The sequence below is a fragment of the Paraburkholderia sp. BR10954 genome, from assembly GCF_040965775.1.
In the GTDB taxonomy this organism is placed as follows: Bacteria; Pseudomonadota; Gammaproteobacteria; order Burkholderiales; family Burkholderiaceae; genus Paraburkholderia; species Paraburkholderia youngii.
On the sequence record NZ_JBFRCK010000032.1, the window covers coordinates 1 to 13,894 of the forward strand.

13 protein-coding genes, 1 other RNA gene, 1 pseudogene and 1 riboswitch are annotated in these 13,894 nt (G+C 65.4%); of the genes and pseudogenes, 7 read left to right on the forward strand and 8 right to left on the reverse strand.

Translation table 11 applies throughout. From position 1 onward, the window contains the following. Positions 1-341, forward strand: a pseudogene (locus tag AB4Y34_RS32035) (cobalamin-binding protein); the annotation flags it as partial. A gap of 51 nt (positions 342-392) precedes the next feature. On the opposite strand, the gene cobC reads toward AB4Y34_RS32035, so the two are convergent. From cobC to AB4Y34_RS32065, 6 genes are all read right to left on the reverse strand, one after another. Continuing rightward, positions 393-983, reverse strand: coding sequence for an alpha-ribazole phosphatase (gene cobC / locus AB4Y34_RS32040; RefSeq protein ID WP_368718309.1), 591 nt, complete (start codon positions 981-983; stop codon positions 393-395). Beyond that, positions 968-1,744 carry an adenosylcobinamide-GDP ribazoletransferase gene (locus AB4Y34_RS32045; protein ID WP_368718310.1) on the reverse strand — a complete coding sequence of 259 codons (777 nt, stop codon included), beginning with the start codon at positions 1,742-1,744 and terminating at the stop codon, positions 968-970. Before AB4Y34_RS32045 ends, cobC begins: the two co-directional genes overlap by 16 nt. 73 nt (positions 1,745-1,817) lie before the next feature. After that, on the reverse strand, positions 1,818-2,879 hold the full coding sequence (cobT, locus tag AB4Y34_RS32050) for a nicotinate-nucleotide--dimethylbenzimidazole phosphoribosyltransferase (RefSeq protein WP_368718311.1): 1,062 nt from the start codon (positions 2,877-2,879) through the stop codon (positions 1,818-1,820). A gap of 35 nt (positions 2,880-2,914) precedes the next feature. Continuing rightward, positions 2,915-3,769, reverse strand: a complete 855-nt coding sequence (locus AB4Y34_RS32055) for an ABC transporter ATP-binding protein (protein ID WP_368718353.1) — start codon at positions 3,767-3,769, stop codon at positions 2,915-2,917. Next, positions 3,766-4,830, reverse strand: coding sequence for an iron ABC transporter permease (locus AB4Y34_RS32060; protein ID WP_176379924.1), 1,065 nt, complete (start codon positions 4,828-4,830; stop codon positions 3,766-3,768). The genes AB4Y34_RS32055 and AB4Y34_RS32060 overlap by 4 nt, the downstream gene beginning before the upstream one ends. 39 nt (positions 4,831-4,869) lie before the next feature. Continuing rightward, positions 4,870-6,801 carry a TonB-dependent receptor gene (locus AB4Y34_RS32065; RefSeq protein WP_368718312.1) on the reverse strand — a complete coding sequence of 644 codons (1,932 nt, stop codon included), beginning with the start codon at positions 6,799-6,801 and terminating at the stop codon, positions 4,870-4,872. Between the two features lie 91 nt (positions 6,802-6,892). Next, positions 6,893-7,157: riboswitch (cobalamin riboswitch) on the reverse strand. A gap of 220 nt (positions 7,158-7,377) precedes the next feature. Here AB4Y34_RS32065 and AB4Y34_RS32070 point away from each other — a divergent pair. From AB4Y34_RS32070 to AB4Y34_RS32090, 5 genes are all read left to right on the forward strand, one after another. After that, positions 7,378-7,737, forward strand: coding sequence for an ATPase (locus AB4Y34_RS32070; protein ID WP_368718313.1), 360 nt, complete (start codon positions 7,378-7,380; stop codon positions 7,735-7,737). Further along, the gene (locus AB4Y34_RS32075) at positions 7,734-8,048 is read left to right on the forward strand and encodes a cell division protein ZapA (protein ID WP_013088698.1); all 315 of its coding nucleotides are present in this window, start codon (positions 7,734-7,736) and stop codon (positions 8,046-8,048) included. The genes AB4Y34_RS32070 and AB4Y34_RS32075 overlap by 4 nt, the downstream gene beginning before the upstream one ends. A 77-nt stretch (positions 8,049-8,125) precedes the next feature. Continuing rightward, a non-coding RNA gene (gene ssrS / locus AB4Y34_RS32080) (6S RNA) lies at positions 8,126-8,307 on the forward strand. A 138-nt stretch (positions 8,308-8,445) separates the two neighbouring features. Then, the gene (locus AB4Y34_RS32085; RefSeq protein ID WP_368718314.1) at positions 8,446-8,904 is read left to right on the forward strand and encodes an EVE domain-containing protein; all 459 of its coding nucleotides are present in this window, start codon (positions 8,446-8,448) and stop codon (positions 8,902-8,904) included. Between the two features lie 256 nt (positions 8,905-9,160). After that, entirely contained in the window at positions 9,161-9,883 is a 723-nt protein-coding gene (locus tag AB4Y34_RS32090; RefSeq protein ID WP_368718315.1) for an SIMPL domain-containing protein, read from the forward strand. Between the two features lie 102 nt (positions 9,884-9,985). Here the strand turns inward: AB4Y34_RS32090 and lgt are convergent, their stop codons facing one another. Both lgt and AB4Y34_RS32100 read right to left on the reverse strand, forming a co-directional pair. Continuing rightward, a complete protein-coding gene (gene lgt / locus AB4Y34_RS32095; RefSeq protein WP_176109317.1) occupies positions 9,986-10,891 on the reverse strand; it encodes a prolipoprotein diacylglyceryl transferase in 906 nt (301 codons plus the stop codon). Between the two features lie 58 nt (positions 10,892-10,949). After that, positions 10,950-11,936, reverse strand: a complete 987-nt coding sequence (locus AB4Y34_RS32100; RefSeq protein WP_368718316.1) for a LysR family transcriptional regulator — start codon at positions 11,934-11,936, stop codon at positions 10,950-10,952. 157 nt (positions 11,937-12,093) lie between these two features. On the opposite strand from AB4Y34_RS32100, the gene ilvD reads away from it, so the two are divergent. Beyond that, positions 12,094-13,767: a dihydroxy-acid dehydratase gene (gene ilvD / locus AB4Y34_RS32105; RefSeq protein WP_176379183.1), complete on the forward strand. Its 1,674-nt coding sequence runs from the start codon at positions 12,094-12,096 to the stop codon at positions 13,765-13,767. Positions 13,768-13,894 lie beyond the last annotated feature (127 nt).

Sequence of the window (13,894 nt, forward strand, 5' to 3'; positions counted from 1 at the left end):
GCGAGCACATGATCAGCGACGTGATCACGCTATGCGGCGGCCGCAACGTGTTCGCGGACTTGCAGCCGCTCGTGCCGACCGTATCGACCGAAGCGGTGCTCGCGGCGAATCCGCAGGCGATCGTCACGGCGGCGCCCGGCGCGACGCAGCCCGACACGACGCTGCCGCAACTCGACGCATGGCGCGCGTGGCCGCGTCTCGCGGCCGTCGCGAACGACAACCTGTTCGCGATCGACGGCGATCTGATCAATCGCCCCGCGCCGCGCATCGCGCAAGGCGCGCGGCAACTGTGCGAGGACCTCGAACTGGCGCGCTCGCGCGCAAACAAACCCGCGCCATGACGCGCCGCGGGTCGCGCAAAAAACGCTCAGTTCTCCGCATGACCACGCGGGTCACGCATTCCATCGCACCAGCGACCACTGCAGCGTCTCGTCGTTACGCCGCAACCAGACGATCCCGGCCATATCGAGCGACCACTGCAGGCAACGCGCGAGCGGCACCTCCAGCACCCACGACGCGATCGCGCGCATCACCCCCGCGTGCGTGACCACGTAGGCGGGCGAGAGCTCGCGCGTCAGCGCGAATGCATCGAACCACGCTCGCACACGCGCGACGAATTGCGCGACGCTCTCGCCGCCATGCGCGCGCGCATGCTCGAAATTGGCGGCCCAGTCGTCGAGCTGGGCGCGATCGATCGTATACCAGCGCTGCGCTTCCCATTCGCCGAAGTCCATCTCCTTCAGACGCTCGTCGTGGCTGACCACGCAGCCGAAGTCGTTGGCGATCTCATTCGCGAGCGCGGCGCAGCGCGTGAGCGGACTCGTGATCAGCACGCGCGGCGCCGGCACCTGCAAGCTCGCGAGCTTGACCGCCAACGCATTGGACGTGACCTCGGCGCTTTCCGCCAACGCGACATCACTATGGCCGTAACAAACCCCCGCCTCGAGCGCGACAGCGGGATGTCGAATCAGGACGATATCCATGCAAGCCCCACCAGATAGATGCTCAATTCGAAGATTTGCTGCGCGAAGCCGAGACAGTCACCGGTATAGCCGCCGATGCGTCTGACGAAATAACGGCCCATCGCGAAGCGCAGCGCCAACAGCACGACACACGTGAGCGCGGCGAAACGAAAGTCGGGCGCGCCGGGGCCGTTCGGCCACAGCAGCCACGGCAGCCCGAACAGCGCGGCGCACAGCAGCGCCAGCCCGCTCAGACGCTGCGCGACCGGCTTCGCTTTGCCCGCGGCGCGCACATAGTCGAGCGTGGCCAGATAACTGATCGCGCACGCGCGGCTCGCGCCATGCGCCGCAACCATCAGACTTGCGGCGGAAAGCGGCGGCAACGCGGCGAGCGTTTGCCACTTGATCGCCAACGCGATCACGAGCGCGATGGCACCGAAAGCACCGATGCGCGAGTCGTGCATGATGCGCAATGCATCGTCGCGCATATAGGCGCCACCGAACGCATCGACGCAATCGGCTAGACCGTCCTCGTGGAACGCGCCCGTCACGAGCAGCGACGCGGCCATCGACAGCAGCACCGCGACGCCTGCCGGAAACACGCGCAGCGCGGCCAGATAGACGAGCGCGCTGAAGCCGCCGACCAGCACGCCGACGAGCGGAAAATAGCGCGCCGCCGCATTCAGATAATGCGGCTCGTAGCCGACCCAGCGCGGCACCGGCACGCGCGTGAAGTAACCGAGCGCCGTGAAGAAATAGCGCAGTTCCGCGAGCGGGTTCATGGACGTGTCGAGCGCCTGTTCGCTGCGATGCGGGCCGAGCTTCGCGTTGCCGCGAAGCGTGGGTTCGAGCGCGTCACGGTTCGCGATCCGCGACGCCCGCGGAATCGAAGCTGGCCATCTCGTTGACGAAAGCCGCCGCCGCGCGCAACAGCGGCACCGCGAGCGCGGCGCCCGTGCCCTCGCCGAGCCGCATGTCGAGCGACAGCAGCGGCTGCGCGCCGAAATGATCGAGCATGCGCCGATGGCCGGCCTCGTTCGACGCATGCGCGAACACGCAGTACTCGCGCACGGCGGGCGCCAGCGCATCGGCGACCAGCAGCGCGGACGTCGCAATGAAGCCATCCACGAGGATCGTCATGCGCGCCTCGGCGGCCGCCATAAATGCGCCCGTCATCATCGCGATTTCGAAGCCGCCGAAGGTCGCGAGCACGTCGAGCGGCGCGCAAGCGTCGGGATGACGCGCGAGCGCCGCCGCGAGCACGTTGCGCTTCTTCGCGAGCCCGGCATTGTCGAGACCGGTGCCACGGCCGACGCAGTCGTCGATCGGCACGCCGCACAGGCGGCTCATCAGACACGCGGCCGCCGACGTGTTCGCGATGCCCATCTCGCCGAAGCCGATCACGTTCGAGCCGAGCGCCGCGTGATGACGCACGCGCGCGGCGCCTGCCTGCATCGCGGCGAGCGTTTCGGCCTGCGTCATCGCGGCTTCGTGCGCGAAGTTGCGCGTGCCGGGCCCGACCGGAATGTCGACGACTCCGTCGGTGGACGGCAGCGGCGTCGCGATGCCCGCGTTGACCACTTCGAGTTCGAGACCGGCGACGCGGCTGAGCGCATTGATCGCCGCGCCGCCCGCGATGAAGTTCGCGACCATCTGCGCGGTCACCGCTTGCGGATACGGGCTCACGCCTTCGGCGGCGATACCGTGATCGCCCGCGAACACGATCATCGCGGGACGCTGCACGCTGGGACGCGTACTGCGCTGGATCAGGCCCATCTGGCGCGCGAGCGTTTCGAGCCGGCCGAGGCTGCCGGGCGGTTTGGTGCGCGTATCGATGATCCGTTGCAGCTCGGCGCGCAGCGTCTGATCGAGCGGCGCGACTTCGGGCAAACCGCCCGGGAGTGGGATGCGAGTCATAGTTGTGATCGAAACAAGGTATAGGGAATTAATAGTCAGCCTGACTGTTCGTCATGACCGGTAGGCGATTCATGACGCGCGCGCGGCGCGGGAATCAGCGCCTCGTGCTCGCCATCGCGAATCAGAATCAGCGGATAGCCGAACGCGCGGCTCGTCAACGCGGGCGTCAGCACGTCGCGCACCGGGCCCGCATACGCGCCGCCCGCGCCGTCGAGCAGCAACGCGTGCGTCGCGAAGCGGCGCGCGTGGTTCAGGTCGTGGCAGGAGAACAGCACACTGCGCGGCATGCTGCGTCCCGGCTTGCCCGTCCATGCAACGAGCGCTTCGAGGCAGTCGATCTGGTGATGCAGGTCGAGATGCGACAACGGTTCGTCGAGCAGCAACAGCGGCGCGTCCTGGCACAGCACTGCCGCGAGCGCGACGCGCTGACGCTCGCCGCCCGATAGCGACAGCACGTCGCGCGCCGCAAAGCCCGCAAGGCCGAGCGATTCGAGCGCCGCCTGTGCAGCCGCGCGATCTTCATCGCGCTCCCAGCCCCAGCCGCCCAGATGCGGGAAGCGATTCAGCAGCACGATGTCGAGCACGCTGGCATTGAACGCATCGGCCGCGCTTTGCGGCATCAGCGCGCGGCGCCGTGCGAGCGGCAGCGGCTGCCAGTCGGCCACGCGCACGCCATCGAGTTCGACATGGCCCGCCGCCGGATGCAACAGGCCCGCCAGCGTCGACAGCAAGGTGGTCTTGCCCGCGCCGTTCGGCCCGGCGATACACCAGACTTCGCCCGCATTGAAGGTGTGCGTGAACGCGTCGAGCAAGGTGCGCGCGCCGGCGCGCAGTGTCAGGCGCTGCGTGCTCAGTATCGAAGAGGTGGGGCTGGGTTCGGCTTGCATCATCGGCGGCGTTTGAGCAACATCCACAGGAACACCGGCACGCCGACCAGCGACGTGATCACGCCGACCGGCAATTGCGCGGGCGCAATCACGGTCCGCGCGAGCAGATCCGCGCCCATCACCGCGACACCGCCGCCAAGCGCGGCCGCCGGCAGCAGCATGCGCTGGTCGTTGCCGAACGCGAGCCGCAGCATATGCGGCACGACGAGACCGACGAAGCCGATCGTGCCCGCGGTCGTCACCGCCGCGGCCGCCGCCAGCGACGCGACCAGGTACACGCGCAAACGCAGTGGCATTACCGCGACGCCGAGCGCTTGCGCGGCTGCGTCGCCGCGCAGCAGCACGTTCAGACGCGGCGCGGCTGGCACGATCGCGAGCAACACGAGCGCGAGCGCGATCAGCGCGGTCCACGGCAGCGCGCCGCCATTGAGGTCGCCGGTCAGCCAGAACAGCATGCCGCGCAGACGGCTATCGGGCGCGAGATTGAGCAGCAGCGTAATCATCGCGCCCCACCCGGCCGCGATCACCGCGCCGGTCAGCAGCAAACGCGGCGACGTGTCCTGCGGCTCGCCGCGCCACAGTTCGCGACGCGCGAGTCCGAGCACCAGCAGGATCGACACGAACGCACCCGCGAACGCGCTCGCATCGACGATCCACCATGCGCCGCCCGCGATCATCGCGACCAGCGCGAAGCTGGCCGCGCCGCCCGACACGCCGAGCACGTACGGCTCGGCCAGCGGATTGCGCAGCAGCACCTGCAGCAGCGCGCCGGCGAGCGCGAGCAACGCGCCGCACGCGAAGCCCGCGAGCGCGCGCGGCAATCGCAACGTGCGCACGATTTCGCCGGCGAGATCGTCGCTGCCCGCGGCGCCGAACGTGTGCGTTGGCACGAGCGCCGCAAGCACGCGCGACGGCGCGAGCGGCACGCTGCCGAGCACCAGCGACGCGCCGAGCAGCGCGACGGCGGCGAGCGCGAGTCCGAGCCAGATCGCGGCCGCGCGTTTCGCGTTCATCGGGCGCGGCGTTGCCATCGCGGCGGACAGCGAACCGGACGCGCGACTCATCCGCGTGCGCTCATGCATGCGGCCAACCCGGCGCGGGCGTCACTGCTGCTGCCAGCCGAGCGTGACATACGCACCGCGTCGCGGAGAGTTATACGAGTAGGCCGTCTCATAGTCCTTGTTGAACAGATTGTCGATTTGCGCGCTGACGTACCACGCCTTCGTGATGTTGTAGCGGGCCGATAGATTCACGATGCCATAACCGCCGAGCTTGCCGGTGCTGTCTGGACGCGGACCGCTGACGATCCACTCGCCCCCAACCCGCCATCCACCGATGCTGCGATTCGCCGCGAACGACCCGAAGCGTCGCGCGCGTCGCACGAGGTCGGTACCGCTGTCGAGATCGACCGGGTTCTGCAGCGTCAATGTCGCGCGTACGTCGGTCTTGCCGACATGACCGCTCCACGATCCTTCGAGTCCCTGCACCTTCGCATGGCCGACGTTCTCCGCGAGATAGATGCCGGGGATCGTCTGCACATAGTCGATCAGATTCGTATAGCGCGTCTGGAATGCGTTCAGACGCATCACGCCGAGCGCGTCGGTCGCGTACTGCAAACCGGCTTCGACCGAGTGACTGCGCTCGGGTTGGATCGACGGGTTGCCGCTGATCGGATAGTACAGATCGTCGAAGCTCGGCGCGCGGAATGCATCGGAATAGCTTGCGGTTACCTTCCAGTGCGACGTGATGTCGAAACCGTAGCCGAGATAGTAACTGTTCGCTCCGCCGAAATCGGAGTACTGGTCGCGGCGTACGTTCGCCTGAATCTGGTTGCGGCCGAAGCGTGCGCTGTAGCCGGCGAAGACCGAATCGACGTGACGGTCGGGCGCGGCGAACGTGTCGGAGTCGAGAGTCTGGTCGAGATGCTCGTAGCCGAATTGCAGCTTCTGGTTCGCTGCGAGCGCGAAATCGTTCTGCCACGTGTACTGGCGATTGTCGGTATCGAAGCGGCCGTTGTAGATGCCATTGGTGTTCGATACGCTGCGGTCGTCGCCCTCGGCGAGCGTGAAGTGGGTGGTCCACCAGTCGGTCAGCTTGCCGTTCGCAAACACCGATACCTGACGCACCTTGCTATAGAGGTTGTTCAGATCGGTTGGCACGCCGTACGCATTGTCGTAGCTGTTGTTGTTGTTCGACTGGAAGTAGCTGATGCCCGCATCCCACTTGTCGGTGAACTTGTGGCGCAGCGACGCGCTGATGCTCTCGTTCAGATTGCCGTTGGCGTTCGGATTCGCGCCCGGCGCCTCGAGCGGATCGAGCGACGAAAAGCCGTCGCTCTTCGTGCGCGCGAGCGAGATGTTGAAGGTCGTGCGGCCGTCCTCGTCGAGCGCGCCGTTCACGCCGGCCGTTTGCGTCTGCGTGTGATAGCTGCCGTAGCCGACCGAAAAATTGAAGCGCGGTGGATGATCGCCGCCGTCTTTCGTGAACACCTGCACGACGCCGCCGATCGCGCCCGAGCCGTACAACGCCGACACGTTGCCGTTCACGACTTCGACGTGATCGACCTGGTCGAGCGGAATCTGTGCGAGCTGAGCGGAGCCGAGACTCACCGAATCGACGCGCACGCCGTCGATCAGCAGCAGCGATTGCGTCGACGACGCGCCGCGCAGAAAGAGGCTCGTGGTCGAACCGGGGCCACCCGTGCGCGAGATTTGCGCGCCGGGCGCGAGTCGCAGCAGGCCGGGCAGATCGGTCGCGGTCGTGTCGGCTATGTCCTGCTGATCGAACTGCGTGGTCTGCGGGATCGCGTCGCGCAACGCTTGCGCTCCGCGTAGTGCGGTCACGACGATCGGCGACAGCACGTTGCCCGATGCATCGGCGGAAGCGGGATTGGCCGCATCGGCAAGGTTTGGGGCGTTCGCGGTGCTTGCATCCGCAGCGGACGATGAAGGCACAGGCTCGGCGCTTTGCGCATGCGCGACGAGCGGCAGGCTCGCGAACGCGAGCAGCGTCGCGCGGGCGATGGGGGACAACATGGGATGACATTCCTGTGGATGGCATGCGCGGCCTGCTTCCCCGCAGGCCGACGCGTCACGAGGCGTCCCCCCATGTTTAACGTTTTCGCGGGGGACGTCCCTCTTTTCTGGCCGGTATCCGGGCTACGACACATCGATCCCGCCTTCCCACGCGTGACGCGCAGTGGCACACTCGCAGATTGAACTTCCAACCGTGCGACAAGGACCGACCTGCATGAGCACATCACATGCGGTCGCTTACCGTTGCGGGGGCAGCGCAGGTTCGCGCATCCGGTTTGGCACCGCGCGCGCCCTGCTTCCCGTTTAACTGCGCGCGCCGAAAAGCGCGCGCGGGCACCAGAGTGCGGGAAGTGTAGGAGCGGCTTCGCGGGGCGTCAAGAAAGGCCAACCGGAGCGCGATCCGTTCTGTCGAATGCAGGTTATTGTCCGATGGATTGCCGGTCTTTGATCTTATGGTCGACGACACGAGTCGCAACGTACCTGCACGAAGCGATGCTGTTACGTCTCGAAACGAGACAATTGTCGGAACCTGTAATATTCCGCGCTAAAATGCGATGTCTTTAGAGGACGCAGCACATGCTCACCGAACTCGAATCACTCTCCCAGAACATCGGCAAGCTGATTGCGATCAGCCAGCGCCACAACGAAGCGCGGATCGCGCTCGAAGAGCAGCTCGCGCAAACGCGTGCCGAAGTACAAGCCACGCACACCGAACTCGCGCAATTGCGTGCCGAGCGAGACGCACTGCAAGCTGAACGCGACGCGCTGTCCGCCAAGATCGACGACGCTCAGGTGCGCCTGAATGCGATTCTCGAAAAATTGCCGCGCGCACGCGCAAGCAGCGAACCGGATAACCAGCTCGATCTGCTCGAATCCGCCCAGCCCGAACACGAGGAAGCGGAAGGCGACGTGAGCCGACACGGAGAAAGCGCATGACCACCAAGCAGATCGAAGTATCGATTCTCGAAGTACCCTACCGTCTCGCCTGTTCGCCTGAAACGGAAGGCGCGCTGCTCGAGGCGGTCGCGCGCGTCGATGCCGAGATGAAGAAAATCCGCAGCGGCAGCAACGTGCGCGGCACCGATCGCATCGCGGTGATGGCGGCGCTCTCGCTGGCATCGGAACTGCTTAAGCTGCAAAGCAGCGTGCGACACGGAGAAGCATTTCCTGCTGAAGAAATCCGGCGTACAATGCAGCAAATGAACGAACAACTAGGTACTGTGATCGAGCAGTACAGCATGCAGTAAGCAGTAGTTGACTCAATAGCGGGCCGGTTTCGAACCGGTCACCTGTTCAACTGTTTGTGTTGTAGCTTCATCGTTTAGCTTCCCTGCCTGGTTCGCCAAGGTCATATATTCCTTGAACCAATGCCATGTGCACGGTTGCGGAAATTTGTAGCACGGGTGTGCGCGTCACTCTGTCTGATGTACCCGAAGTGTTGCTAACTGCGACCAATTCTGAACCCTCGGTTCAGGATGCCGGCCTAGCGGCTAAGGCGGGGACCTTATCTGGAACGGCATCGGACTTCGGTTCGATGCCGTTTTTCTTTGGTCGTCGTTCTTTTGTTTGAGTGCCTGTTTCAGGGGCTTTCCGCACGCGCCTGTTGTTGGCGCCTCGTTCAATCTCACACGCTCACTCCGATTCATGCGCTACTGGCTGATGAAGTCCGAACCGGACGAAGCAAGCATCGACGACCTCGCCAACGCACCGCATCGCACCTTGCCGTGGACCGGCGTGCGCAATTATCAGGCGCGCAACTTCATGCGCGACGTGATGCAGGTCGGCGACGGCGTGCTCTTCTATCATTCGAGCTGTCCGGAGCCCGGCATCGCGGGCATCGCGGAAGTCTCGTCGACCGCATATCCGGACCCGACGCAGTTCGATAAAAAGAGTCCGTACTACGACGCGAAATCGTCGCCGGAAACGCCGCGCTGGATGCTCGTCGACGTCGTGTTCAAGAAGAAAATCGCGCTGATTCCGCTGGCCGCGCTGCGCGAGCATGCCGAATTGCAGGACATGCGCGTGCTCGCCAAAGGCAACCGTCTGTCGATCACACCGGTGACCGACGCCGAATGGCGCTTCATCACTAAACGGCTGGTTTAAGGGCAAATGCGCGACGCGGTACGTGCGGTGAGCGCGTCCAGGCCATGATTCCCAAAACGGCGGCGAAGCACTAATTGGGGAACCAAGCGTCGGTAAGACGCGCCTAATCGGTCGACGAAAGCGCAAGCTCGAATCAACCGCTCAACGGCATTCCGATTGATTCGCCAGCGCATCCGTCAAAGCACGCGCCACCATCGCGTCATCACGCGGCGCACGCGTCGAACGTGCACAACCTGTTGAAACAAGGATTCCAGCCATGACGACAAAAACCGCACGGGCCCTCGCACTCGCGCTCGCCTTTGGCGCGCCTGTGGCGCTCGCGCTGAACCCGGCGCCCGCTCGCGCGCAGACCATGATGCCGCAGCCCTCGGGCGTGCTGTCGCTGAATGCGCAGGCGAGCGCGGAAGTCCCGCAGGACGAAGTCGAAATCACGCTGTTTTACGAGCAGGAAGCGAGCGAGCCGTCGGCGTTGACGTCGACGCTGAACCAACGTGCCGACGCGGCATTGCAGAAAGCGCGCGGCGTCGCCGGCGTAACCGCGCGCTCGGGTGCGTTCTCGATCTTCCCGTCGACGGACCGCGACGGACGCATCTCGGCGTGGCGCGGCCGCACGGAAGTCGTGCTCGAATCGCGCGACTTCGCCGCGGCTTCGAAGCTCGCCGGACAGATGGCATCGATCATGCAGGTGGGTAACGTGCGTTTCTCGCTGTCGCCGGAAGCGCAGCGCGCCGCCGAACAGCGGCTCAGCGGCGAGGCGATCAAATCGTTTCGCGAGCAGGCCGCGGCATCATCGCAGGCGTTCGGCTTTAGCGGCTATTCGATCCGCGAGGTCAACGTGAATCACAGCGGCGTGATGCCGCGTCCGATGATGATGAGCGCACGCGCGATGGGCGCCGATGCGAAGAGCGCGCCGATGCCGCTCGAAGGCGGCACCTCGACGGTGACGGTCAACGTGTCGGGGTCGGTGCAGATGAAATGACGCGCAAGCGCGAACGCCGGCGCATCAAAGAGAAACGCCACGGCATCCATCGATGCCGTGGCGTTTTTTCATGCAGCGTTCGCTATGCTGGCCGGGCGCAGCTCAGTTCGCGCCAACCGCCTGCGCCGGCTCGCGCCGCCCCCGGCGATACGCCCACACCATCAGGCCGATGCCCGCGAGGATCATCGGCAGCGACAGCCATTGACCCATTGACAGCCCCATCGCGAGCAGGCCGAGGAAATCGTCCGGCTCGCGCGCGAATTCGACCGTGAAGCGCGCGAGGCCGTAGCCGATCAGGAACATCGCGGAAATCGCGCCGAGCGGCTTCGGCTTGCGCGAGAAGAAGATCAGCACGAAAAACAGCGCCACGCCTTCGAGCGCGATTTCGTACAGCTCCGACGGATGCCGCGGCAGCATGTGATATTGCGCAAACACTTCGTTCAGATGCCATTGCGCGGCCAATTGCGGATGCGCGGCGAGCCAGCTGGCGTCGTCGGGCGCGGCGCCGGGGAACAGCATCGCCCACGGCGCGGCCGGATCGGTCACGCGGCCCCACAGCTCGCCGTTGATGAAGTTGCCGAGCCGCCCCGCCGCGAGGCCTGTGGGCACCATCGGCGCGACGAAGTCGGTGACCTGCAGCCACGAGCGCTTGCGCTGATACGCGAACAGCATCATCGCAATGGTGACGCCGAGAAAGCCGCCGTGAAACGACATACCGCCTTCCCACACCTTGAAGATGTCGAGCGGATGCGCGAAATAGAAACTGGCCTTGTAGAACAGCACATAGCCGAGCCGGCCGCCGAGGATCGTGCCCAGCACGCCGAAGAACAGCATGTCGTCGATGTCCTTCGCGGTCCAGCCTTGCGCGGCGACGTACGGCAGCCGCAGCCGCAGCCGGGCGACCACGATCGCCGCGACGAACGCGACGAGGTACATCAAGCCATACCAGCGCACGGCGAGCGGCCCCAGATGGATGGCGACAGGGTCGAAATTCGGGTGAATGAGCATCGTGTAGTTATGGGCAGTTCAGGTTCGAAAGCAGTTTTACAGGGATCAGAAGCGGGATCTAGACGCGCGACGCCACGCTCGCCGCATGCGCGCGCACGATGTCGATGAAGCCCGCCAGCACCGGGCTGACCTCGTCGGTGCGCCAGACGAGCCCCGTTTCGATCGCGGGCACCGACTCGGACAACGGCCGGTACACGACGCCCGTGCGCCGCAGGTTACGCAACGATTGCGGCACCAATGCGACGCCCATGCCGGCCGACACGAGACTCACGATGGTCTGCATCTGGATCGCCTCCTGGCCGATCCGCGGCGCGAGGCCCGCGACGCCGTAGCAATCCATAATGATGTCATAAAAGCCTGGCGCGAGACGTCTCGGGAAGATCACGAGCGGCGCGTCGCCGAGATCGCGCAAGCTGACGGGCGTGTCGAGCCATTCGGCGGCGGGGTCTTCATTTGGCTTGCCCTTGCCGTTTTTGTTCACGCTGCCTTGCAAGCCTCGCGCCATCTCCGTCGACATCGCGATCACGAGCGGCTCGCGCGCGATCGGCAGCCACGACAGCTGCGATGCATGCCGCGACGGCAGCGGCGCGATCACCAGACCCGCGTCGATACGCCCGGCCACCAGTTCCTCGACCTGCACGTCGCTGGTCGCCTCGGTCAGCTCGAGCCGCACGCGCGGATGCCGCGCGCCGAAATCGCGCAGCAGCAGCGGCAGCAGGCCGTAATCCGCGGTCGACACGAACGCGAGCGACAGCACGCCCGCCTCGCCGCGCGCGAGGCTCTGCGCGTGCGGCCTTAAACCTTCCGCCGCCGCGAGCAGCCGCTGCACCTCCGGCAGCAGATCGGCGCCGACCGCGGTCAGCTCCACCGAGCGCTTGGTGCGCGCGAACAGCTCGACGCCGAGCGTCTCTTCGAGCGCGCGGATCGCCTGCGACAGCGGCGGCTGCGTCATCGACAAACGCGCGGCTGCGCGCCCGAAGTGCTTTTCCTCGGCGACGGTGACGAAATAGCGCAACTGGCGCAGATCAGGAATCGTCGGCAGCATGATTAATATATTTTACGACCTGAACAGCCGCGAATAATACATGCGACGCCGGCCACGCAAAACCGCCTGTTCGCGCGGTCTGGCGGAACTACACTGAACGGATGCGTGCGCAGACGCGGCCGCGCATCCATCAGAACAGCCAGACTTGGAGCTCCCCATGGCCTACAACCGTCGTTCGAAGAACATCACGCAAGGCATCGCGCGTTCCCCGAATCGCTCGATGTACTACGCGCTCGGCTACCAGAAGGAGGATTTCGACAAACCGATGATCGGCGTCGCCAACGGCCACTCGACGATCACGCCGTGCAACGCCGGCCTGCAGCGTCTCGCCGACGCGGCCGTCACCGCGATCAAGCGCGCGGACGCGAATCCGCAGACCTTCGGCACGCCGACGATCTCGGACGGCATGTCGATGGGCACCGAGGGCATGAAGTACTCGCTGGTGTCGCGCGAGGTGATCGCCGACTGCATCGAGACCTGCGTGCAGGGTCAATGGATGGACGGCGTGGTCGTGATCGGCGGCTGCGACAAGAACATGCCTGGCGGCATGATCGGCCTCGCGCGCATGAACGTGCCGGGCATCTACGTGTATGGCGGCACGATCCGGCCGGGCAACTGGAAAGGCACCGATCTGACGATCGTGTCGTCGTTCGAGGCGGTCGGCGAATTCACGGCGGGCCGCATGTCGCAGGAGGATTTCGAGGGCATCGAGAAGAACGCGTGTCCGTCGACCGGTTCGTGCGGCGGCATGTACACGGCCAATACGATGAGCTCGTCGTTCGAGGCGCTCGGCATGTCGCTACTGTATTCGTCGACGATGGCGAATCCGGATCAGGAGAAGGTCGACTCGGCCGCCGAATCGGCGCGCGTACTCGTCGAAGCGGTGAAAAAGGATCTGAAGCCGCGCGACATCATCACGAAGCAGTCGATCGAAAACGCGGTTGCTCTGATCATGGCGACCGGCGGCTCGACCAACGCGGTGCTGCACTATCTGGCGATCGCGCACGCGGCCGAGGTCGAATGGACGATCGAGGACTTCGAGCGCATGCGCAAGAAAGTGCCGGTGATCTGCAACCTGAAACCGTCGGGCCAGTATGTCGCCACCGATCTGCACAAGGCGGGCGGCATACCGCAGGTGCTGAAGATCCTGCTCGACGCCGGGCTTCTGCACGGCGATTGCATGACGATCACCGGCAAAACGCTCGCCGAGGAGCTGAAGGACGTACCCAGCAAACCGCGCAGCGATCAGCAGGTGATCTTCCCCATCGACCACGCGCTGTACGCCGAAGGCCATCTCGCGATCCTGAAGGGCAATCTCGCCGAAGACGGCGCGGTCGCCAAGATCACCGGGCTGAAGAACCCGGTCATCACAGGTCCGGCGCGGGTATTCGACGACGAGCAGAGCGCGCTCGAAGCGATCCTCGCCGACAAGATAGTTGCAGGCGATGTCGTCGTGCTGCGCTATCTGGGCCCGAAGGGCGGCCCCGGCATGCCGGAAATGCTTGCGCCGACCTCGGCGATCATTGGCAAGGGGCTCGGCGAATCGGTCGGGCTCATCACCGACGGCCGCTTCTCGGGCGGCACGTGGGGCATGGTGGTCGGGCACGTCGCACCGGAGGCGTTCGTCGGCGGCACGATCGCGCTCGTGCAGGAAGGCGATTCGATCACGATCGACGCGCACCAGCTGCTGCTGCAACTGAACATCGACGACGCCGAGCTGCAGCGCCGCCGCGCCGCATGGCAGGCGCCGAAGCCGCGCTACACCCGCGGCGTGCTGGCGAAGTATTTCGCGCTCGCGCTGCCGGCGAATCGGGGGGCGGTGACGGGTTAATTGCTACGGGCCGGCGCGCCCCGCTCCGCTGGACGAACCCGCCGCCACGCTACGCAAAAACGCCAGGGGCGCACGAAAATCCGTGCGCCCCTTTGCTCTTATAATGCGTGCACCACGAGCCGGGCAT

Excerpts from the sequence above, each read along its gene's own strand:
- cobC (WP_368718309.1), bottom strand. The coding sequence starts at position 983 with ATGGATATCGTCCTGATTCGACATCCCGCTGTCGCGCTCGAGGCGGGG.
- ilvD (WP_176379183.1), top strand. The coding sequence starts at position 12,094 with ATGGCCTACAACCGTCGTTCGAAGAACATCACGCAAGGCATCGCGCGT.
- AB4Y34_RS32100 (WP_368718316.1), bottom strand. The coding sequence starts at position 11,936 with ATGCTGCCGACGATTCCTGATCTGCGCCAGTTGCGCTATTTCGTCACC.
- AB4Y34_RS32055 (WP_368718353.1), bottom strand. The coding sequence starts at position 3,769 with ATGATGCAAGCCGAACCCAGCCCCACCTCTTCGATACTGAGCACGCAG.
- AB4Y34_RS32060 (WP_176379924.1), bottom strand. The coding sequence starts at position 4,830 with ATGAGTCGCGCGTCCGGTTCGCTGTCCGCCGCGATGGCAACGCCGCGC.
- AB4Y34_RS32070 (WP_368718313.1), top strand. The coding sequence starts at position 7,378 with ATGCTCACCGAACTCGAATCACTCTCCCAGAACATCGGCAAGCTGATT.
- AB4Y34_RS32090 (WP_368718315.1), top strand. The coding sequence starts at position 9,161 with ATGACGACAAAAACCGCACGGGCCCTCGCACTCGCGCTCGCCTTTGGC.
- AB4Y34_RS32045 (WP_368718310.1), bottom strand. The coding sequence starts at position 1,744 with ATGAACCCGCTCGCGGAACTGCGCTATTTCTTCACGGCGCTCGGTTAC.
- lgt (WP_176109317.1), bottom strand. The coding sequence starts at position 10,891 with ATGCTCATTCACCCGAATTTCGACCCTGTCGCCATCCATCTGGGGCCG.
- cobT (WP_368718311.1), bottom strand. The coding sequence starts at position 2,879 with ATGACTCGCATCCCACTCCCGGGCGGTTTGCCCGAAGTCGCGCCGCTC.
- AB4Y34_RS32065 (WP_368718312.1), bottom strand. The coding sequence starts at position 6,801 with ATGTTGTCCCCCATCGCCCGCGCGACGCTGCTCGCGTTCGCGAGCCTG.
- AB4Y34_RS32085 (WP_368718314.1), top strand. The coding sequence starts at position 8,446 with ATGCGCTACTGGCTGATGAAGTCCGAACCGGACGAAGCAAGCATCGAC.
- AB4Y34_RS32075 (WP_013088698.1), top strand. The coding sequence starts at position 7,734 with ATGACCACCAAGCAGATCGAAGTATCGATTCTCGAAGTACCCTACCGT.